General features: G+C 51.2%; 17 protein-coding genes and 1 pseudogene. 15 read left to right on the top strand and 3 right to left on the bottom strand.

Going from position 1 to position 21,527, the window contains the following annotated elements; genetic code table 11:
• Positions 1-290: 290 nt before the first annotated feature.
• Together BUC32_RS18560 and BUC32_RS18555 are read left to right on the top strand one after the other, a co-directional pair.
• Positions 291-1,196, top strand: coding sequence for a BKACE family enzyme (locus BUC32_RS18560; protein ID WP_245815217.1), 906 nt, complete (start codon positions 291-293; stop codon positions 1,194-1,196).
• 16 nt (positions 1,197-1,212) lie between these two features.
• The gene (locus BUC32_RS18555; protein WP_073256612.1) at positions 1,213-1,821 is read left to right on the top strand and encodes a glutathione S-transferase family protein; all 609 of its coding nucleotides are present in this window, start codon (positions 1,213-1,215) and stop codon (positions 1,819-1,821) included.
• A gap of 1 nt (position 1,822) precedes the next feature.
• Here the strand turns inward: BUC32_RS18555 and BUC32_RS18550 are convergent, their stop codons facing one another.
• A complete protein-coding gene (locus BUC32_RS18550) occupies positions 1,823-2,602 on the bottom strand; it encodes an IclR family transcriptional regulator domain-containing protein (RefSeq protein ID WP_073256609.1) in 780 nt (259 codons plus the stop codon).
• Positions 2,603-2,724: 122 nt separating this feature from the next.
• Between BUC32_RS18550 and BUC32_RS18545 the strand changes: the two genes are divergently transcribed.
• The 9 genes from BUC32_RS18545 (at position 2,725) to BUC32_RS18505 (ending at position 12,990) form a co-directional block, all read left to right on the top strand.
• Complete coding sequence (locus BUC32_RS18545) at positions 2,725-3,261, top strand: TRAP transporter small permease (RefSeq protein ID WP_073256606.1); 537 nt, start codon at positions 2,725-2,727, stop codon at positions 3,259-3,261.
• Between the two features lie 43 nt (positions 3,262-3,304).
• Positions 3,305-4,606, top strand: coding sequence for a TRAP transporter large permease (locus BUC32_RS18540; RefSeq protein WP_073256603.1), 1,302 nt, complete (start codon positions 3,305-3,307; stop codon positions 4,604-4,606).
• A 201-nt stretch (positions 4,607-4,807) separates the two neighbouring features.
• A complete protein-coding gene (locus tag BUC32_RS18535; RefSeq protein ID WP_073256600.1) occupies positions 4,808-5,821 on the top strand; it encodes a TRAP transporter substrate-binding protein in 1,014 nt (337 codons plus the stop codon).
• 74 nt (positions 5,822-5,895) lie between these two features.
• Positions 5,896-6,873: a VOC family protein gene (locus tag BUC32_RS18530; protein ID WP_073256597.1), complete on the top strand. Its 978-nt coding sequence runs from the start codon at positions 5,896-5,898 to the stop codon at positions 6,871-6,873.
• A gap of 60 nt (positions 6,874-6,933) precedes the next feature.
• The gene (locus BUC32_RS18525; RefSeq protein ID WP_073256594.1) at positions 6,934-7,785 is read left to right on the top strand and encodes a fumarylacetoacetate hydrolase family protein; all 852 of its coding nucleotides are present in this window, start codon (positions 6,934-6,936) and stop codon (positions 7,783-7,785) included.
• Between the two features lie 4 nt (positions 7,786-7,789).
• Positions 7,790-8,770: an NAD(P)H-quinone oxidoreductase gene (locus tag BUC32_RS18520; protein WP_073256591.1), complete on the top strand. Its 981-nt coding sequence runs from the start codon at positions 7,790-7,792 to the stop codon at positions 8,768-8,770.
• Between the two features lie 47 nt (positions 8,771-8,817).
• Positions 8,818-10,404, top strand: coding sequence for a bifunctional 3-(3-hydroxy-phenyl)propionate/3-hydroxycinnamic acid hydroxylase MhpA (mhpA, locus tag BUC32_RS18515; RefSeq protein ID WP_073256588.1), 1,587 nt, complete (start codon positions 8,818-8,820; stop codon positions 10,402-10,404).
• Positions 10,405-10,457: 53 nt separating this feature from the next.
• Positions 10,458-11,378 (top strand): amidohydrolase family protein, encoded by a 921-nt coding sequence (locus BUC32_RS18510; RefSeq protein WP_073256627.1) that lies wholly within the window; start codon positions 10,458-10,460, stop codon positions 11,376-11,378.
• Between the two features lie 22 nt (positions 11,379-11,400).
• The gene (locus tag BUC32_RS18505) at positions 11,401-12,990 is read left to right on the top strand and encodes an alkaline phosphatase family protein (protein ID WP_073256585.1); all 1,590 of its coding nucleotides are present in this window, start codon (positions 11,401-11,403) and stop codon (positions 12,988-12,990) included.
• A gap of 143 nt (positions 12,991-13,133) precedes the next feature.
• Here the strand turns inward: BUC32_RS18505 and BUC32_RS18500 are convergent.
• Positions 13,134-13,607, bottom strand: a pseudogene (locus BUC32_RS18500) (IS5 family transposase); the annotation flags it as partial.
• 341 nt (positions 13,608-13,948) lie between these two features.
• Positions 13,949-14,320, bottom strand: a complete 372-nt coding sequence (locus tag BUC32_RS20495; RefSeq protein ID WP_139280787.1) for a hypothetical protein — start codon at positions 14,318-14,320, stop codon at positions 13,949-13,951.
• Between the two features lie 952 nt (positions 14,321-15,272).
• On the opposite strand from BUC32_RS20495, the gene BUC32_RS18485 reads away from it, so the two are divergent.
• The 4 genes from BUC32_RS18485 to BUC32_RS18470 are packed head-to-tail and all read left to right on the top strand — an operon-like array spanning position 15,273 to position 21,031.
• Positions 15,273-15,989 carry a hypothetical protein gene (locus BUC32_RS18485; protein ID WP_073256576.1) on the top strand — a complete coding sequence of 239 codons (717 nt, stop codon included), beginning with the start codon at positions 15,273-15,275 and terminating at the stop codon, positions 15,987-15,989.
• A gap of 1 nt (position 15,990) precedes the next feature.
• Positions 15,991-18,186 (top strand): Mu transposase C-terminal domain-containing protein, encoded by a 2,196-nt coding sequence (locus BUC32_RS18480; protein ID WP_073256573.1) that lies wholly within the window; start codon positions 15,991-15,993, stop codon positions 18,184-18,186.
• A gap of 2 nt (positions 18,187-18,188) precedes the next feature.
• Positions 18,189-19,196, top strand: a complete 1,008-nt coding sequence (locus BUC32_RS18475) for a TniB family NTP-binding protein (protein ID WP_073256570.1) — start codon at positions 18,189-18,191, stop codon at positions 19,194-19,196.
• The gene (locus BUC32_RS18470; protein WP_073256568.1) at positions 19,193-21,031 is read left to right on the top strand and encodes a TniQ family protein; all 1,839 of its coding nucleotides are present in this window, start codon (positions 19,193-19,195) and stop codon (positions 21,029-21,031) included. Before BUC32_RS18475 ends, BUC32_RS18470 begins: the two co-directional genes overlap by 4 nt.
• Positions 21,032-21,527: the final 496 nt, after the last annotated feature.

Below are 21,527 nucleotides of genomic sequence, written 5' to 3'. Positions count from 1 at the left end.
ATTTATCAATAATGTCGAAAAACCGCATCGGTTTGGCTCCCCCCACTTGATATCGTGTGTCTTGTTTGAACTAGGCAGGCTGAAACCGTTCGTAGGGACAGCCTTAATTTGAGATCATGCTGGTTGACGTTTGTTCTGGTTAAAACCGCCCTAAGAGAAATGGGGCAATTAATCAGTGATGTCGCTGTTTCGCACGCCAGTGCCCATCGCGCATTGCTGTTCACAGAGTGAACAGACGCGGTGTTCCGGCTTATCAGTCAACTGCAAGTCGGTCATTCGTCAAGGAACAAATGCAAATCTATGGGTCGGCTATAGCAATGAACCGAGTATTCTTAACCTGTGCAATCGTGGGGAATTTCACTACCCGCGACCAAAACGAAAATCTTCCGATTACGCCTGAGGAGATCGCAAACGATTGTCTGGAAGCAGAAGCTGAAGGTGCAGCTATCGTCCATATTCACGTACGTGACACAGAGACAGAACAACCATCTATGGAGGTCGGACTATATCGAGAGGTTGTCGAACGCATCCGGGAAAAATCGACCGACCTGATCATCAATTTGACTACGGGAAATGGCGGTCGGTATCACCCGTCCGATGATGATCCGGCAATTGCTGGGCCGCGTACTAATCTGTTACGACCTGAATTACGGGTAGAGCATGTTCTTGCGCTCAAACCGGACATTGCGACGCTGGATCTAAACACCATGCTGTTTGGCGGAGAAGCGGTCATCAACACAGTTCAGTCGATCTCCACTATGGCCAATTTGATGCAGAAGGCAGGCGTGCGGCCCGAAATTGAGCTTTTTGATAGCGGCGACATCGCGATCCTGCATCATCTAATAAAACAGGGTGTCCTACCGGTGGACCCGCTGTGCTCGATTGTGATGGGGGTGAACTTCGGTTTTCGTCCCTCACCAGAAACACTTCTATACGCTCGAGACCAATTACCCAAGGACGCGACATGGACCGGATTTGCGACGGGAAAATGGGCGTTTCCGATGGTTGTTCAATCGGCCATCGCCGGGGGCAATGTCCGGATTGGTATGGAGGACGCAACTTTCTTAAATCGTGGCATGAAGGCCCCGTCAAATGCCGCTATGGTGACGAAGGCTGTGCGAATGGCCAGGGACCTGGGTGCTGAGGTGCTCTCGGCTGCGAACACCCGTGAACTCCTAAATCTGCCCATGAAATAATCAGAAAGAGACCAAAATGCTCACTTTGTTTCATTCTCCAGGAAGTTGTTCTGACGGAATTTTGCTTTTGTTGGAAGAAGTTAGAGCAGAGTATGAGGTCGTTGTTATCGACGTCATGAAAGGCATGCAGCGCACGCCCGAGTTTTTGGGAAAGAACCCAAAGGGTAAGGTTCCAGCGCTGATGCGAAAAGATGGGCTGGTTCTAACTGAATTTCAAGCCATAGCGTTTTGGTTGGCCAAGCGTTTCGAAACAGCGGGTTTGTGGCCGGATTTGTTGGAAACCCAGTGCCGTACGCTTGAAGCATTGGATTTCATCGTCGGGTCGGTTCACATGCGGGGCTTCACGCTGGTGAAGGTGCCGCAAAAATTTCAACTGGATGACAAAGGCACCGAGGATCTTCGTGCCTTTGGACAGAGTGAAGTCGAAAAGGGTCTCCGAACTCTCTCTAAAATGTTGGGGGAATCTCCCTACCTCTTGGGATCTTTCGGGATCGCTGATGCGGCCCTGTTTTATGTTCTAAGATGGGCAAAGAAAGAGGGGATGGAACTCCCCCAGAACCTTGAGAGGTTTCTGACTGCGATGTCTGAAAGATCGTCGGCGCAAGTGGTAATCAATCAAAGTTAGCTTACAGGCTTGTTTTCGCCAGTGTTGGCATTTCGACAGAAATCTTAGATGCAGTTTCCTTTAGGTCCTCCGCGTGTTTTTCCAGCACTGCTTCGAACGACATTGCTGATGCGATGATGATGATTGTTAAACACGCAATCACCCGGTTTTCTGACCAAATGGGTGCAGACAAGCTCATCGTGTGCTCGCGGAACCCCTCGCGGCGGAACCCCAACCCGAGGGCGCGGATTTGCCCTAGCATGTAGTCGAGGTTCAGCTCACTTTGGAAGTAGCCTTCTGTCATTCGGCCTGATTTCTTCAATCCATCAAGGATCATGGTTCGCTCGGTGTCGTTACAAAAAGCCAGATAGCAACGCCCGCCAGAGGTTTCCAATAATGGCAAACTTTGACCAACCACGCCATGGTCGATTGAAAATGGGCTCAGGCTATGGGTTGACTCCCGTACCACCATCTCGAAATTCTGAAATGTTACGAGATCGACAGGCCATAAAATGCGATTGCCGAGGTCGATCATATGAGGCACCGCGTGGCGAGCGACCCAGTCTTCATCGCGAAAACCGGAACTAAGCGCTTTGGATTTCAACGCTGCATGCCAACGGTCGTCGGTCGTACTTTTGACGATGTATCCTTGAGTTTCCAGCGTATCAAGAAGTCGATAGATGGTTGGTCTGGGAATGTCGGTTAGGCTGGTTATATCTTTGATACTGGCCGCATTTTTTTGATTCACGATCAACAGAACTTCTAAGCCGCGCTCAAGTGCTCTCACATTTTTAAAAGTCATGAAACCCCCTCAAGATCTGTTCACTCAGTGAACAATGCAATGTCTTTGGGTGGCAGTTGCGGCGAGATGAGTCAACATCCTTGCCAAGTTAGCCATTGATGCGAACAGGGGCCACACGGAAGATGACGATTTTTGAAAACCTGCAAAACCGATTATTCGGAGCGGCTCGAATTCTGGCTTTGGTTGGTTTCTCGGGTCTCTTGATCCTTGCGATTTTGACATCGCTCGATGTGGCTTTTAGATGGGGTTTTGCCTACCCGATCCATGGTGTGAATGATGTCAGTTCAGTGGTCATGGCGGTCGTGATTGCCGCCTGTATTCCTGCAAATCTGGTGAACAAGCAGAGCATCTCGGTTGAAGTCCTCGGTAGTCTAGCAGGCCAGCGGGGTCGGTTAGCGATTGTCGTTTTTGCCAGCTTTTGCACTATGGTTTTTATCGGGCTGATGGCGTGGCAGTTCGTGCCCTATGCAGCTGATCTGCTTGAAACGGGCCAGCGCACTTGGGTTTTGGCGTGGAAAGTCTGGCCGTGGTGGTTCTTTGCTTGTGGCTGCATCATTTTTGCGGCGGTTGTTCAAGCTGTCGTGCTTCTGACCGACATAGGGTCCGCGATAAGGGGATCTTCCCTCCCACCTAAAAAGAACAAGAAACAAACTCTCTGAGGGCAGCAGCCTCAGTACGCTCTTCCAATCGAAAGGAAACCTAATGGATCCGCTTACCCTGGCGATGATCGGCGTTATTGCCATGTTCGTTTTGATTTTGCTGCACGTCCCCCTAGGCGTCGCCATGGCCCTTGTCGGAGTCGTTGGCTTTGCCCAAATCGCCGGATGGGCCCCCGCCTTATCTCTAATGGCATCGGAACCCGCCGCAGCAATGTCCAATCTTGATATCGCGGTCATCCCATTGTTCATGCTGATGGGCAGTTTGGCGACAGTGGGCGGACTTGGAACCGACATTTACGAAGTGTCCTATGCGCTGATCGGACATCGACGGGGTGGGCTTGCGACAACAACTATTGTGGCAAGTGCTGGGTTTGGTGCCGTGTGCGGTTCAGGTGTGGCGACGACTGCGACTTTCAGCAAGGTAGCGTTGCCCGAAATGCTCAAGCGAAGTTACTCACCCAGTCTTGCGACAGGGTCTGTAGCCGCAGGCGGCACCTTGGGAATTATTGTACCTCCGTCAGGCATGATGATCCTTTATGCCGTGTTGACTGAGCAATCTGTTCTCAACTTGTTCACGGCCGCATTCATTCCTGCCGCTATCGCCGTGCTATTTTACATCATTGCCATTCAAGTTCAGCTTCATCTGAACCCGGAGTTTGGTCCCAAAGGCGAGCGTTTGCCTGCCAGGGAGAGAATTCGAGCGTTGGGTCAGGGCTGGGGTGTTGCAGTTCTGGCGATTGTCGTGCTCGGTGGGATTTATTCGGGCATCTTCACGGTGCATGAAGCAGCCGCCATTGGGGTTGTAATTGCCTTTCTCTTTGCCCTGATGCGCCGCAGGTTGGGGCCAAGGGCATTTCTAGCCGTTTTGGGAGAGGCGAGTTCAAGTACTGCCATGATCTACCTGATGATTTTTGGTGCGACCATTTTCTCGTATTTCATTTCTGTGACCGGAGGCGCCGATTTGGTTGTAAGCTCGATTGGTGCATTGAATGTGCCGCCGCTAGTGGTCATCGGACTCTTGCTTTTGCTTTACATCTTTCTAGGAGCATTCTTCGACGAAGTTGCGGCGATGGTGATCACTTTGCCCTTTGTCATCCCAGTTATTCAAGACCTCGGGTATGATCTGGTCTGGTGGGGCATTATCAACGTCGTGGTGATCGGCATTGGCATGTTGACGCCCCCGATTGGCATTAACGTCATGCTGCTGAGTGGTATGAATCCAAACATCAAACTTAAGACCATTTATCGCGGGATCATGCCGTTCTTTTGCGCTGACATTGTTCGGTTGGCGTTGCTGACCTTGATCCCGTCTCTGACGCTTTGGTTGCCGCAAATCTTAAGATAAAATCAGATCCGGTTTGTTTCAACTGGCCCGCGTTTCGTGGGCCTTTTGTGATTTGACGCAGTAAATAAGCGTATATTTACAATTGGTTAACTCTTGTTTCAAAGAAAGTGTTCACTTGGTGGACACATGTAATACAGGGCGGTGAGCCTTCGTTTGGACCCGATATATCAACATGACAGACAGATTCTTTTGGGAGGAAACATGCGTATTCTTAGAAACCTGATCACCGGTGTGGCACTAGCGGGACTAAGCTCCACCGTTGCTTTCGCAGAGACCACATTGCGATTTGCGAGCTTTGAGCCACCAGTCGCCTTTTTGACAAAAAACGTGTTCACGCCTTGGGCGGAACAAGTCTCGGCAGCCTCGGGTGGCACCATTAAGGTCAAGATGTTCCCCGGCGGAACTTTGGGTCGCAGCCCGGCTCAACAATTGAAGCTGGTTGAAGATGGGGTCGCAGACATTGGCTGGGTTATTCCAGGGTATACGCCGGGGCGATTTGACGAAGGCACTGTAGGCGAACTGCCCTTCCTAGTACAAAGCTCGGAGGCAGGGTCGAATGCAATGTGGAAGCTCTATGAAGACGGGTTGCTTCAGGGCGATTACAAGAAATTCAAGATGATCGGAATCTTTACAAGTTATCCGAACTTCGTCGTCTCGACCAAACCCGTTGTAAAGCCGTCTGACATGAGCGGTCTGAGCTTTCGGGCACCTGGCCCAACATTGTTGTCGGCATTGGAAGCCCTTGGGTCGGTTCCTGTAGGTGGCATCACTGGCCCGACCATTGCCGAAAGCATGAGCCGCGGTCTGATCGATGGCACTTTGTCGCAATGGGGTGCGGTCAGCACATTCCGTATTGGCGAAGTGGCCGAGCATTACCTGCAAGCGCCGCTGGGCGCGACAGCGATGCTGGTTGTCATGAACAAAGACAAATATGACAGCCTGCCGGACGAGGCCAAGGCGGCGATTGACGCCCATTCGGGTGGCGATTTTTCTGATCTTTTTGGCAAGGCCTTTGACAGCAACGTTGAAGCCTCGGGCGTCAAAGAAATGGCGCGTGATGGGATCACTGTTAACGCAGCCGAAGGTGAGTTGTTGGAAGAATGGCGTGCTGCGGTCAGCGTTGCCACGGAAGAATGGATTGCGTCGACGGAAAACGGCCAGACCATCCATGATGCTTTCAAAGCGGCCCTTAGCGAGTACCCCGGCGCTTTCTAAGCCGTTCATACTCTCCTCAAAACCTGTTTCTCTCGGCCAGATCCGGGAGAGACACCACCCTAGAGGCATGACAATTGACACTTAAATCTCTTGGTTACATCGGCATTCATTCGTCTCACATGAACGACTGGGCAAGTTACGCCACCGGCCTTCTGGGCATGCAGCAGATCGATGCATCTGGCGCGCAGCACGCTTTCCGAATGGACGACCACAAGCAGCGCCTGATTGTCTCAAATGATGCTAACGAAGGACTGGCCTTTATGGGGTGGGAGGTCGACACGGTGGATGATCTTGAGGCGCTGGCGCATCGGGTGGATAATGCTGGTATCAAAGTCACTTTGGAGAGCCGCGCCTTTGCCGATCAGAGGTATGTTGGCCGGGCCATCTCATTTCATGATCCCGAGGGAACCCGGATCGAGGTTTTCTGCAATCCGCATATTGCCACTGACCCGTTTCAGCCCGGACGCCCTATTTCGGGGTTTAAAACCGGCGCCATGGGTATGGGGCACGCCGTACTACATGTAAGTGACGCTGAGGCGCTACTGCCATTTTATCGCGACCTCTTGGGGTTCAAAGTCTCTGACTATGGCACGCAACCTTACAAGCTGTATTTCTTTCACCTCAATGGCCGCCACCATACGTTTGCGATGGTCGGCAGCGGCAACAAAGGAATGCACCATTTCATGGTTGAGCTGAACATGCTGGACGATGTCGGGCAAGGCTATGATTTGGCGCAAGAGCAAAAGGATCTTTTGGCCTACACTCTGGGGCGCCACACTAATGACCATATGACATCCTTTTACACAAACTCACCCTCTGGTTTCTTTGTCGAATATGGCTGGGGTGGGTTGGAGATAGATCCCGAAACATGGGAATCCCACGAGACCTTTGATGGGCCGTCTATTTGGGGTCATGACAGGCTCTATTTGCCGGAAGATTCTGAAACACGCCGCCGTCTGAAAGACATGGCCCTGGACGCCTCCAGACGCGGAGTGCGGGCCCCAGACCCCACCGGATGTGCCTGGCTTGATGGGATCGTTGCAGGAACCTGAAACCGGCATCTGTAAAACACGAAAATTCAAACAAAACGCACGAACACACAGGAGCACAAGATGCAAATCTGTTCTTACACTTTGGAAAATGGCACGGCGTCATACGGCGTATCGACCGACGCGGGCATTCACGATGCGGGGGACGTATTTCGCGCCAAATACGCAACTTTGCGGGATGTTCTTGCGGCGGGTGCCTTGAATGAGTTGAACGCTGCGGCTCAGGCCAATCCGGCTTTGGATGCCGCTACAGTCACCATGCTGCCACCGATCACGCAACCAGACAAGATTATCTGCATCGGCCTTAACTACATGAGTCATATCAAGGAAACGGGTCGTGACAAACCAAAATACCCGTCGATTTTCATCCGATTCCCGGATTCAGTTCTTGGTCATGAAGCTGATTTGATCCGTCCGAAAGTTTCGGAAAAGTTCGATTTTGAAGGCGAACTTGCCGTGGTGATTGGCAAGCCAGCACGTCATGTCGCGGCGGCGGACGCCTTGGACTACGTCGCGGGCTATAGCTGTTTCAATGATGGGTCCATTCGTGATTTTCAGCGTCACACTTCGCAATTCTGGGCTGGCAAAAGCTTTCAAGACAGCGGCTCCATGGGGCCGTGCATCGTGACACCGGATGAGGTCGGCAAGCTCGAAGACCTCAACATGGAAACCCGTCTGAACGGCGCACAGGTTCAATCCACGTCCATCGGTGATCTGGCATTCAATGTTGGTGAAATCATTGAGTATCTGTCCACCGTTATCACGCTGCTGCCTGGCGATGTTATCGCGACGGGCACACCTTCGGGGGTTGGTCTGTTTCGCGAGCCACAATTGTGGATGAAGCCCGGTGACACGATTGAAGTAGAGATCACCGGCCTTGGCACCCTGCGCAATACAATCAAGGACGAGGTTTGAAATCATGAAAGCCGTGTGTATTAGCGAACCCGGCGGGCCCGAGGTTTTGGTCCCGATTGAGGCCGAAAACCCAACCGCAGGCGCTGGTGAAATTCTAGTTGCTGTGCGCGCAGCGGGCGTAAACCGTCCGGATGTGGCCCAACGACTTGGCCGCTACCCGGTTCCCGCAGATGCCAACCCGTTGCCCGGATTGGAAATTGCAGGGACGGTCGCCGAAATTGGCGAAGGTGTCAGCGGTTTTAAGATCGGTGATCCGGTCATGTCTCTGACGCACGGGGGCGGCTATGCCAGTCTGTGTGCCGTCGATGCACGACATGCGTTGAAAATCCCGGCGGGTCTGGACTTTGCCGAGGCCGCAGCTTTGCCCGAAGTTGCCTATACGGTTGAGTTCAACATGGTCATGCGCGTCGGTTTGAACAAAAGTGAAATCGTTCTGATTCACGGCGGATCCAGCGGCATTGGCAGCCATGCCATCGCTCGGGCCCGTTCCCTTGGTGCAATTCCAATTGTGACCGCCGGATCTGATGAGAAATGCGCCTATTGCGTTTCCCATGGTGCAGAGCATGCCATCAACTATCGGTCTTCGGATTGGGAAGAACAAGTTATGGCGCTCACTGATGGCAAAGGCGTCGATGTGGTCCTTGATATGGTCGCAGGCGAGTACACGAACAAGAACTTTAACTGCCTTGCCAACGATGGTCGGTACGCACTGATTTCATTGCAAGGTGGACGCGACGTGAACGTCAACCTGAACTCGGTTCTCAGGCGTCGCTTGACTCTGACGGGGTCGACACTGCGCCCCTTGCCATCAGACAAAAAAGCGCTGATCGCGGACAAACTTGGCAAAGATGTTGTTCCGTTGCTAGCCGAGGGCAAAATGCGTCCGCACATCCATGCAACGTTTCCGTTGGCAAAGGCCTCTGAAGCGCATCGCATGATGGAAGACGGTGCTCACTTGGGAAAAATCGTCTTGCTGGTCGAGTAATCACAGGCCGCGCACATTTCCAAAACCAAGAACAAATAGGACACGAGATGCAATCTTATCCCTCAGACATTCCTGTCGTCATTGTCGGAGCTGGACCCACCGGTTTGACTACTGGCCTTTTGCTGGCTGAATACGGCGTCAAATCTGTCATCCTGGATCGCAATAGCGCTCCGATGGACATCCCTCGTGCCATTGTTCTGGACGACGAAGGTGCACGGACTATTCAATCCTTCGGCGCAGATGAGACCTACGTTCGCAACACCATCAAAGGCGAAGGTGCCGAGTATTTTGACGACAACGGTGTTGCCTTTGCCCGCGTGGGTAGCGGGGCCGAGACTTATGGCTTTGCAAAAAGGCATTTTGTCAATCAGCCGGAAATGGAAGCTGCATTGCACGAAAGGATAGCGGCAACGCCTTTGTGCGAAGTGAGATTTGACAGTGATGTGGCTGAAGTGAATGAGGGCGCCTCGGACATTGTTGTCAACCTGACGAACAAAGAAGGGGCGGCGCATCAAGTAACGGCGCAATATGTGGTGGCCGCAGATGGCGGACGTAGCCCCATTCGTGAACGTCTGGGCATCGAAATGACGGGCTCGACCTATGCCCAGGACTGGATTGTCATCGATACCCTGAACGATACAGACCTTGCACCACATTCCAAGTTCATCTGCTCGGTGGAACGTCCGCATGTCTCAATCCCGGCCCCGAATGGCGGGCGGCGGTATGAATTCATGCTGTTGCCCGGTGAAACTCACAAAGAGGTCCTTGAGGAAGCGTTTGTGCGCAAACTCTTGAAGCCATACAGAGACATAGAAGCCAAAGACATCATTCGCAGTACGATCTATACCTTCCACGCCCGGATTGCGGATCAGTTTCGTGTAGGGAGGATACTGCTGGCCGGAGATGCGGCCCACCTTACGCCACCGTTCGCAGGGCAAGGGATGAATGCTGGCCTGCGCGACGCTAACAATCTGGCATGGAAACTGGCCGCTATCGTAAATGGTGGGGCCGCGGATGGCATTCTTGGCAGTTACCAGAATGAACGCCGGGATCCTGCCTGGGCGATGATCCAGTTGGCGGTGGTGATGGGCGATATCATTATGCCCATCGAGCCAGAGCAACAGGCGTTTCGCAATCACATGATGGCTTCTTTGGCGCCGTTTCCCGGCGTTCAGGATTATCTGCTGAAGATGAAATTCAAACCCCGTCCGCGCTGTGATCAGGGCTTGTTCCTTGATTTGGAGACCCAACCCCTTGAGAGTTCTCTGGTGGGAGAAATGATCACGCAGCCCGACGTCGATGCGGGGGCAGGATCAGAAAAGCTGGACACTTTTTTGGGCAACGGGTTTGCTTTGATTGCGCAGGATAAAGCCTGTGCGGACGCGTTGTCTAACTTGGACGTGAGCCTCTTGGGAGGATTGCCCTTGAGCAAGGTGGTATTGGACAATGGCAATGAAGCCGTCGCCGACAGTGCGGTAGCTGCAAAGGTACTAGACGAACGGGGAAAGCCTCTGCGTACTCATCGAGACCAGATATTGCTGATCCGCCCAGACCGCTATTGTGCCGCAGCATTCTCGCCTTCTGATCTGGAAACCGGATTGCAATCCTATGCATCATTGCTGGGTCAAGGATAATCGGTGTTATCTAATCAGGTGGTGAACTTCTCAAGCAAGCTCAGGAAACCATGATGCATCAACCGACGCGCATAGATGTTCACGCCCACATTGTTCCCGATTTTTATCGGGAGTGGTGTCTGAACAAGGACCTGGATACCGAAAACTTGAAGATGCCCAGCTGGAGCAAAGATAAGGCACTTGGCTTTATGGATCAGGCGGGCATCAAGACCTCAATCCTGTCAGTTTCCGCACCGGGTGTAGACATCGTAGATGGTATTGAGGCCACCGAAATGGCGAGGCGTCTCAACGAAAACTCAGCGCGGGTCGTAACTGAGACACCTGACCGATTTGGATACTTCGCAATCTTACCCCAGAAAGACGTTGATAGGGCATTGGCCGAGATCGCCTTTGCGTTTGACCATCTAAACGCAGCTGGAGTTGTTTTGCGGCCGCATGTTGAGGGGATTTATATCGGGGAAGACAGCTTTGCGCCCGTTTTGGCCGAGCTGAACCGTCGACGGGCAGTAGTTCTTTTGCACCCCTCCGAGTTGCCAAATGGTGCCGCACCGGGCATTCCAGCTTTTATGGCAGACTTTCTTCTCGACACCGTTCGAGGTGCCATCAGCTTGATGCGCAGTGGTGCTATGGATCGATTTCCAGACCTCAGGGTGATCTTGTCACATGCTGGGGGATTTCTACCCTTCATCGCCTCGCGAATTGCCGGTCGCGTGTCTCCACTTGAGGATGAAGAGGACGGCTACAGGTTGATGCGTAGGTTTTATTTGGACACATCCCTCGCTTCCTCTCCAACGTCTTTGCCCAGTATAACCGCGTTTGCCGACCCAGATAAACTGATGGTTGGCACCGATTTTCCATTTGCCCCTGAGAGGCGATGCAATGCATTTCTAAATGCATTGGCCGCGTTTGACGGTATCGATCATGAAGCAGTTTATCATGGAAACGCCGAGCTTTTGTTTTCGGGGCGATCTTGATCCACTTTAATGGGGTTGCTCTATGACACATGTAAAAAATATCCTCTTCATCATGGCCGATCAGCTTCGCTGGGATTACCTCGGCTGCTATGGGCATCCGCATCTGGACACACCGAACATCGACAGACTTGCCGCCAAAGGTGTGCGTTTTGACAGGGCCTATGTGCAGTCCCCGGTCTGCGGGCCGTCGCGGGCGTCATGCTACACAGGGCGCACCGTATTTAGCCATGGGGCGACATGGAACCGGGTGCCGTTGCCCATAGGAGAGTTAACGCTAGGTGATTACTTGCGCCCACAAGGGGTCCGTACAGCGGTGGTTGGTAAAACCCATATGATGCCAGACACGGAGGGAATGGCGCGATTGGGCCTAAGCCGGGATACCGAGATCGGCATCAAGATTAGCCAGCCGGGGTTTGATCCTTATGAGCGGGATGATGGCCTGCACCCGACACAATTGTTGCGTAACAAGGGAGGCACGCTGTCCTACAATGACTGGCTGCGTGAACAGGGGTATGAGGGTGAAAATCCCTGGAATGACTATGCCAATGCCGCTCAGGGTCCCGGCGGAGAATTGCTGTCCGGCTGGCATTTGAAGAACTCAAACCTACCCGCACGGGTCAAAGAAGAGCACTCCGAGACCGCCTATATGACCATGCGAGCCAAAGAATTCATCGAAGAGGCGGGCGATACGCCTTGGCTGTGCCACCTCAGCTTTATCAAACCGCACTGGCCATATATGGCGCCTGCGCCCTATCACAACATGTATGGTTCCGAGACCTTTCTGCCGGTGATGCGGAGCGATGAAGAGCGCACAGACCCCAACCCAGTGTATGGCGCGTTCATGGGTATGGAGGTCAGCGAAACCTTTTCAATGGCGGGGGCGCGGGAAACCGTTTTGCCCGCTTATATGGGCCTGATCAAACAGATTGATGATCATCTGGGCCGCCTGTTTGATTGGCTGGAAGAGTCTGGCAAAGACAAGGAGACGATGATTGTCTTCACCTCGGATCATGGCGATTACATGGGTGATCACTGGATGGGTGAAAAGGAGCTTTTTCACGAGTGTTCCGTGCGCGTGCCGCTGATTGTTGTGGATCCTCGTGTGCAGGCCGATGCCACCCGTGGCACTTCAACCGAGGCGCTGGTCGAGGCCATTGACCTTGTGCCGACATTCCTCGAAGTGACGGGCGCACCCTCTGCTGAACACCGACTTGAGGGGCGGTCGCTTATGGCCTTGTTGCACGGCGAAACTCCCAAAGGCTGGCGTGATGCGGTTTTTTCGGAAATAGACTATGGATTCTATGCTGCGCGTGAAACGTTGGATGTGGCCCCGTCGGATGCACGTGGCTACATGATCCGCACCGATAAATGGAAGTACGTGCATTTCAAGGGCTTCCCACCACAGCTTTTCGACCTACAAAATGATGCGGAAGAGTTCCACGATTTTGGGCGCGATCCTGACTATGATCTGGTTCGGCGTGACATGGAGTCAAAACTTTTAGACCGTCTGATCAACCGCAAGAACCGTGTCACCATGACCGATGAGGTTGTTAGAGGGGCTGGCTTGTCGGGCAAGAGCTCAGGTGTTTTGATCGGGGTGTGGGGCGAGTAGCCATAGTTTGCAAAGCAAAATTGTTAACGCGAGATTTTCCTTGATTCCGGAGCAAGAAGACAAATGTTCTCAGGTTGACTCAACACTCATGGTCCTAGAAAGAAACATCAAACTATAGCATTTTGATTAGGGCCTGTGGACAATCATCTTGAGGCTATGAGTACTGCTACGAGGTTCCAACACGCGGCGTAGCTGCAATCGGTTTTGTCGTATCTTGTGGCTATCCCTCTGAACTCTTTGATCTTTGCGAAGTAATTTTCCACCATGTGCCGCCACTTGTAGACCTCCGCGTCATAATCACGCTGGTCTTTACGGTTGGCTTTGGGCGGGATCACGGCGGTTGCACCGCGCTGGTCGAGGTCTTGCAACAGCCAGTCCGCGTCGAACGCCTTGTCCGCAAGCAGCGCGTCAAAATAAACGTCCCTGATCAACGGCGCGACACCCTTCATATCATGCGCTTGTCCCGGCAGCAGCAGGAAGCGCACCAGATTGCCAAGCGCATCCACCGTTGCCGCGATTTTAGTCGTTAATCCGCCGCGTGAGCGCCCAATGGCCTGACGTTGACCCCCTTTTGCGCCGGTTGCCTTTTGGTGGACCTGAACGATGGTTCCATCGAGGCTCCCCAAGAAAGTTTCCTTTGGCTGCCAGGCTCATTGATTTCTCTGAGAACTTGAATGTCATGTGGGTGCAGTGATGCAATCAGATTTTCAAAATTGGTCATCATGTTTCCCGGATTGAAACGCAGTAGTTGTAGAGGGAGTAAGTGCCTCGAGAGATTGGTCAGCGCCCCCAAAAAAACGGCGCTTGGGAGGCGTTATGGATTGTAGGTACTTCAGCAAGAGAAAATACCGCCAAATACTACTTTGAGTCTGGGTCGAATCCGCGTCACTATGAAGGAGGGCGCAAAAGACTTTACTGAACCAGACCAAAAAGGATTTTAGGATTGGGAGGTCAACAATCATTCCCCCTCCTGGCCTGCAACCTCAGGCTTAATTCGTGATGCCGAGTAGCGATCTTTGGTGTGCTTGATTACTGCGCCGAAGAAGCATCGAGCAACGTCTCTTAGTGCCTTGAATTTCGAATCCGTCAGCTCCCTGAGGAGCGAAACCGTCGCAGCGTGGGAGACGCTGTCTTCGTCGAATTTGACAATTGGGAATACGACTCCGATTAGTGAGTTGCTATCAACATCGCGTGGGTAATCTCTTGTGCCTTGGTAATGAAATCGGGCAGTCGTCAGGTCAAACAAGAGAGCATCAATGCTGCCATCCTCGATGCGACGTTTAACTTCCGTCACTAGGTTCACGCCAGAATGCGTGCTCAAATCAACCATTGATCTTCTCCTCTGCGTTCTCCGTTGCGTACAGCCGTCGTAGACCATTAAGTGAGAGTGGAATGTCGCATGTTTGATGTGGAAAATCAATAAGGTGCTGTAAACAAACACTATTCTTGTAAATTCAAAAATCAATTTAGTAACAAAGACAAAATTTGGGCGTAGCCCAAATTCAGGGAAAATCAGTTTCCAAGAATAGATGGAAGAGTGGAAGGTTGGTTTTTGAAATTTGTTCGCACGCATTCTGAGAGAAACCTACAGATCCACATCAACTTCTTGAGATGTTGTGACACCAGATATGGACGAATGCCTGGGTAGGCATGGCTGCCCGATTCTCTCCGGAAAACCGTCAGAGTAATGAGCCATTTTGGGGAGCGATTGAGGTGATGGAAGAGTCGATTGGTGTTGTGCCCACTGCTTGAGATTTGATTGCATAACAGGATAAAAAGGAAACAACGGAAAACTGCGTCTCCCCAGATCTACTGCTCAACAGGCACTACAAGTTCTGGTTGAAAAAGTTTTTCGGAGCTTTTTCGATTTTTTATATTGACATGTTTGGGCATTTTATCGTTTGCTGCACGTCATGACGAACGCACGCATCATCTTTGATACAGCCCAGATACGGTTCTAGTTAACCGTATTTTTGGTCGTTTTAGGTTTCGTCACCTTTCCAAAACATTGTTTCCGAGCGGCCAACTCGACTGAGATTTCGACATTGGGTTATCAACATGATGTATTCTAATAAGGCTTTTCAGAAGGGACTCGATTGCATGGATTGTATCAATTCGTGCACCCCAGTACCTTTGCAAGCCATCCTCTCGTCCTCAACGCGAATAGGCGTCTGATCAGAGCGGACTACCCCCGCTCTTTCCGTTTTCAGACCAATTCAAACCGATTGTTTCGGCTGCATTCGCAGGCCGTCAGCACTCGAAATACGTGAGGACAGACCATCATGGGTCAGACAATTTACAAAAATCAACTCCTGTCGGCGAAATCTGCCGAGGGGTCGACTTCAGAAATCAAACTGCCGTCAGATTCACGGGCAGATCGGAAAGTGAAAGCTGCTTCAAAAGGCCATTGCATCGCGCATACCGTCTTAGGACGGGGGACCGGCTTTAAAGTACAAGCAGAGTCAAACCTGGAGTTGGCAAATCTCTTGATGCTTAATGCCCGTCCAGACGTCACCTTTCTTAAGGAACAGGCGCGTTTTGATTGGCGGGATGATGCCGGAAAACCTCGGTGCCACTTCTTTGATGCCTATGCTGAGTTCCAAGGGTCTCAGCGAGTAGCCATCACAGTAAAGCCACAGGTGCGTTTGAAGTCCGGACGGTTTCTTGATGAAATTCGCGAAGTGACCCGCCACGCCGTTAACTCGAACTTTTGCGACACCGTCCGGCTGATCACTGAGGCCGACATCGACCCAGCACAGTTGCGCAACGCAGCCATGTATCGAGCCGTTCAGGAAATCGATGAGGAGGCCGACTCGAAGGCTCTTGAAGTCGCCTGCGGTTTGAAGGGGGCGGTCAAACTCCGGGCTCTTACAATTCAAACCGGGCTGGCGGCACGGGGTTATCGAGCTCTCATTCGACTTTGTCGGGATGGAGTTTTGGCCCCCGAATCTTCAATGGCCATCACCCCAGAAACCAAGCTTATTTTTAAGGATCAGTAACATGAACGACCATACAGATTTTCTAAAACCACATTTTCACATTGGCAGCAAAGATCACATTGTAATTGATGGGACCAAGTACAAATTCGTCTCAAAAAAACATCGATCTTACGTGCTTCAAAACGATAATGGTCTTTGTGAGACCTTTGATTGGGGCCGGCTTGGTAAGCTAAGTGCTGCTGGGAAAATTGAACACTTTCCCAATCACTGGTCAGCAGCTCAGGCAAAAAAGCGGGCGTCGGTGGATGTTCTCGGACTTTATGAACTAAAACCTTCGCAGCTTCGGTCAATTAAAACACGTCAGGCATTTGTCGAAACAATTGAGCAGATGGTCCGCGAGGAAGAGCTTAGGGTAAACGACGACTCGCTTGCCAAAAACAAGTACGAAATTGCGGCCCGAGCTTCCGAGTTGTATCGGGATTTGCAACTTGGTGAAAAGGAGCTTTTTCAGCAGGCGGACAAACGAGTAAATCGCAAGCGTGCAGAAAACGGAGGCTCCAAGGAAGTCATTCTGCGAATGCCGCACCCACGAACATTGCGCCGGTGGTGTAAACAGTTTGAGAGTGATGGTCTGATTGGGCTTGCTGACGCGAATTGGAAAAAAGGGAACAGGAACAACTCTTTTTCGCCTTCGGAAAATGTTCTGCTTAACAAAACTATCCGTGATAGTTACTTGGGCGAGTTGAAGTCAACCAAGGCTGGGACTTACGACGATGTAAAAGAAGCGTTTTCTGATGCCAACAAGCTTAGAGCTGCGGATGGTGAGACACTTCTACGAGTACCATCCCGAGAAACCGTCCGAACTCGTATCAACCAATTGGATGCGTTTGAAGTGGTACTGTGTCGAGAGGGCATGGCAGCGGCACAGAAACGATTTACGCCGGTAAATGCTGGCCTCGAAGTCAGCCGTCCTCTGGAACGTGTTGAAATGGATGAATGGTGTATTGATCTCATCTCAATTTTTAAGGAAACAGGTTTCTTTTCTACCTTTTCAGAAGAAGAGTTGGTTGCTTTAGGGATTGATGGCAAAAAACACCGCTGGTGGGTTTCGGCGGCGATTGATTGCCGTACCAAATGTGTCTTGGGATTGAACTTGGTCAACGACCCAAGCCATTTCTCCTCTGTTCATACACTTGACATGGTCACATCTGACAAAGAGCCATGGGCTGATGCCGTGGGTTCTATGACAGTTTGGCATATGTACGGGACGCCTGAGACTGTCGTGACCGATAACGGTTCTGCCTATTGCTCGGAGGCCTTCTCGGAGGCTTGTGCTGATCTAAGCATCACTCATCTACGAACCATTGCTGGATTGCCAATGATGCGGGGAACCGTTGAGAGGTTTTTTCGGACGGCGACAACGAACCTGCTTCAACGACTGAATGGAAGAACGTTTTCCAACGTATTGGAAAAGGGTGATTATAATTCGGAGGCGAAGGCTTGTTTAGAAATTCGGGATTTGTGCTTTGCATTGGTCCGGTGGGTTGTCGATGATTACCACAATACCAATCACGGAGGCCTCGGCGGTCGGACTCCACTTGAGCAGTGGGAAGCTGACATGAAAGAAGGCAATGTCCCGCTCAGATCTGCTCCATCTACAAGTCAGAAACGCTTGGCTTTCGGACTTCGGGAAACCCGAGTTGTCTCAAAATCAGGCGTTTCGGTTCTGGGGGTGCATTACAATGCGGACACGCTTGCTCATGAATTCATGCGCAAAGATAAGCATGAAGTTCAGGTTCGCTGGTCGGCAAATGACATCGGACGTGTCTCGGTACGATTGGAAGACAATTGGGTTGAAGTGCCCGCAGTCAATAAGTGTTTTGACGGGGTGCACGCTCAAGATTGGCTCCAGGCTCGCCGCAATTTGGCGGCCCGTGATCCAAAGCAAGAGCTGTGGCGGGAAGAGGTCGTCTCTCGGTCAATCAAAGACATTACTTCATTGAATTACGCCAAATCTATTGAGCGTGGGGTGTTGACACAAAAGTGGACCAGCGAGCGCATTAAAGATCAAGAAGAAACCTTGCTCAATGGCATTCGCGTGATTGAAGCGGAAATGCCTTCAGACGCATTGCAACAGGCCGACTACGGCAAAGACATTGTGCCTTTGCCAGAAACCAACCTTGGCACGGGTGACGACGGACTTCTTCAACCCAAGCGCACTGCCACGATGCAGTTTCCAACAGATGAGGAGTCTTGAACATGTCAATTTCAAACTCGTCCGAAGTGCAAAAGACACTCCTTAGGCTTCGTCAAATTCACCTAAAAACTGATCGCGACATCGAACTCCGCAAGTATCTAGACCGGCTTTTGCAACGCGATTCCGAAGGGAATTTACTCCCAGTTCCTGTTCGCTTCACCGGGAACATGGAGACACGTGGCATCATGATGATCGAGGGCTCTGGAGGAGGAAAAACAACGGCGCTAAAAAAGGTCTTATCTGAGCATCCAGCCTTTGCTCGCCAAGCACAAAGTGGTTCTCAGCCCGTCGTGAGTATCCAGGTCCCTAGCCCAGCCACAATGAAAAGCTTGGGGCTGGCAATTCTAGCGGGAACTGGGATGCATGACCTTTCCGAGCGTTCGAAGGCTTGGGATATTTGGAAATTGGTCAAACATCGGTTTGGTTTGCTGGATACAACCGCACTCTGGATCGATGAAGCTCAAGACATGTTTTTTTCAGGCAAACCCTCTGAAATCGACAACATGCTCAAAACTATCAAGTCGCTGATGCAGAATGAGAATGCCGTGATCGTCATCCTGAGCGGCACCGAGCGGCTTTCGGATGTTACAGCCTTCGATCCCCAAGTGAATAGAAGGTTTGTCAAGATTATGCCTAGGGATCTAGTTCTTGGTGAAGATGAAGTAGCTGTGATGGAAGGCATTATTCGCAACTATTGCAAGGTTGCAGATCTTTCCTTTGATCCAGGCGGGAAGCTTGCAGGTCGCTTGATTCATGGTTCTCGTGGTCGGTTCGGCAGAGCGCTTGAAACTATTCTCGATGCCATTGAATGCGCTCTAAATGAGGCTTCTAGCAATCTGACGAGGATGCACTTTGCCGCTGCGTGGGAGGTACAGGAGGGTTGTGCATGGAAACAGAATGTCTTCGCAATCGATGATTGGCGGCATCTTTGCTTGGATGAAGCAGCCGCAGATTTCGAATTCGAACGAAAACAGCGGCAGTTCCGGAAAATGGGAAGGACTTCAGCATGAGCCATGTTCATCCTTTCATTCCGATTGCTACTGGTGAAAGCTTGGTCTCCTGGATTTCCCGATTTGCTAGAATTCAATGCGGGAATTCCGTTCCAACATTCTTGGACATGTTTGGTATTCAGCAACAGCAAGTCAAAATGGCAAAACCTGAAGCAATTAATAAGCTGGCTCGCCTCTCTGGTGTTCAGTTCGATGAGCTGATGTCAGCGACATTTCAGCCGCTTGGAAAGCGCCGTTATCGGCATTTTGAACAGGAATTTTCTTTGGAATTCTTGTCGAGAAGCCCGATTAAGTTTTGCCCTAAGTGTATTTGTGAAGACCTACAAAATGGCGATGACCGCTTGCCACTCCCTAAGGGTCGCTTGAACTGGGTTCTGTCTCCAGTACGTACATGTGCCAAGCATCAAGCGTCTCTTATCGAAATCCCGAGTGCTGGAACAAGCGCTTCTTTCGTGGATCTGGCTGAACATTTACCTCCGCGTGCTCAAGTTTTGGAGTTGGCGGAGGCGGCCGTTCAGCTCAAACCTTCGGGGCTCCAGACCTATGTCGAGCGCCGATTCTTGGGTGGGCGAACACACACTTGGCTGGACAATCAGGATATCGATCAAGCCACCAAGGCGACTGAAATGCTTGGTGCGTGCATTGAATTTGGTGCGCATTTCGAACAGTCCAAGCTGTCTGAAGCTGAATGGGATATGGCTGGGCGCATCGGTTTCGAATTCACCTCCCGTGGTGAAGAAGGAGTTCGTAAGGGGTTGTCGTACATCCAAAGCAAACCCGAAAAGTCAGTATGTCACTCAGGCCCTCAAGGCGTGTTTGGCCAACTGTATAAGTGGTTGCAATTTAGCAGGGCAGGGAAGCCAGTTGGCCCAATTCGGGACGTTTTGCGCGAACATGTGCTGGATACTATGGCTGTCAAACCAGGCCAGATGCTTCTGGGGCAGAAGGTTGAAGAAAGTAGGCGCCAGACGATTGCAACGTTGTCTGCTCAATTTGATATTCACGCGGACACTGTGGCCTTAGCTCTGCGAAAATTTGGGTTGATTTCGAGTAAGGTGACCTCAGACAATTTAATTGCAACTGTTCCAGCAAAAGAGGCTGTAGATGTGATGCGGCGGCTGTCCAGAGCGGTGCCAATTGCCCGCATCCCTGGTTATGTTGGGTGCTCTCGGACACACGCCCAGGCCATGATTAAAACGAAGCTGCTCTTCTCTGTTGTGGCAGATAGTGAAAGGGATAGTGGTCGCCACAAAGGTGTCGATTCCAGAGACCTGGATCGGCTGATTGACAAAATTTATGCTCAAGGCCGTGAGGTCGAGAGAGCTAGTTTTGGCATGGCAAACATCGCCGAAACCAGCTGTGCTTTACATGTGCCTTTCGTATCAATCGTTCGAGCCTTGCTGGGAGGAAAACTTCAGCAAGTTGAGACGCTGAAAGGAACAACATCATTCTATTCAGTCTTTGTAAGCTTGGAGGAGGTATCAAAAGTATTGAGGCTGCAAACTGGTAAAGCTGGGGTTACGATTTCGGATGCTGCTCGAGAGTTGAAACTTACTTCTCAGGCTGTGTCCTACATTCTTTCGACTAAAGATAAAGAAAACCAGCCATATCTTAAGACCTGCGGCCAGCTTCGGCATATGGGCACTATGCGGGATTTGATCGACCCTTCGTCGCTCGATGAATTCAAGACAACCTATAAAAAGCTCTCTGACTTTTGTGATCGTAGGCCAAACAAGATGAGCCGTAAGCGGGAGGAACTGGCTGCGAGAGGCGTCTTTCCTGAGTGGAAGGAACGCGCCGTGCGAGCGGAGTTTTACAGGTTGAGTGACCTGTAAAATTCAGAGAGTACTACTAGTGAAAGCCGCTCTTTTGAGCGGTTTTTTTGTTTCCGAAAACTTTTTTATGGGCGTTTTATACTTGGTATTTGGGCGGGTTCTCCGCCGCGGCAATTTCGGAACCTATAAAAACAAGGGTTTTAGGTTTCTGCATTTGGGCAACTATTGGCGGTTATGACATCTATTGTGGGTACAAGCATAAGATGCCCAATTGGGCGAGTTAGACCGTTTTTTGCAGGCATAAAATGCCCAAGTAAACTGGTCTGACAGACAGAACTGGCATTCATAATTCTTTTATCTTCTTGTCATATAAGGAGCCGAAGCGTTGCTGGATAAATATCTGTCTATCAAGCAAATCGCCACTTACCTGATGCCCAAACGAAATGAAGAATGCGATGAATTGAGCTACCCCCCGAAATTCGGACACTGACGTAAGCTGCGATTTGTTGTCTGTTGATCTTCAACACGAAGGAGATCGACGATGTCGAAACGGAAG

Source organism: Shimia gijangensis (assembly GCF_900142085.1).
GTDB classification, from domain to species: Bacteria; Pseudomonadota; Alphaproteobacteria; order Rhodobacterales; family Rhodobacteraceae; genus Shimia; species Shimia gijangensis.
This window is presented reverse-complemented; position numbering and strand designations above follow the sequence as displayed.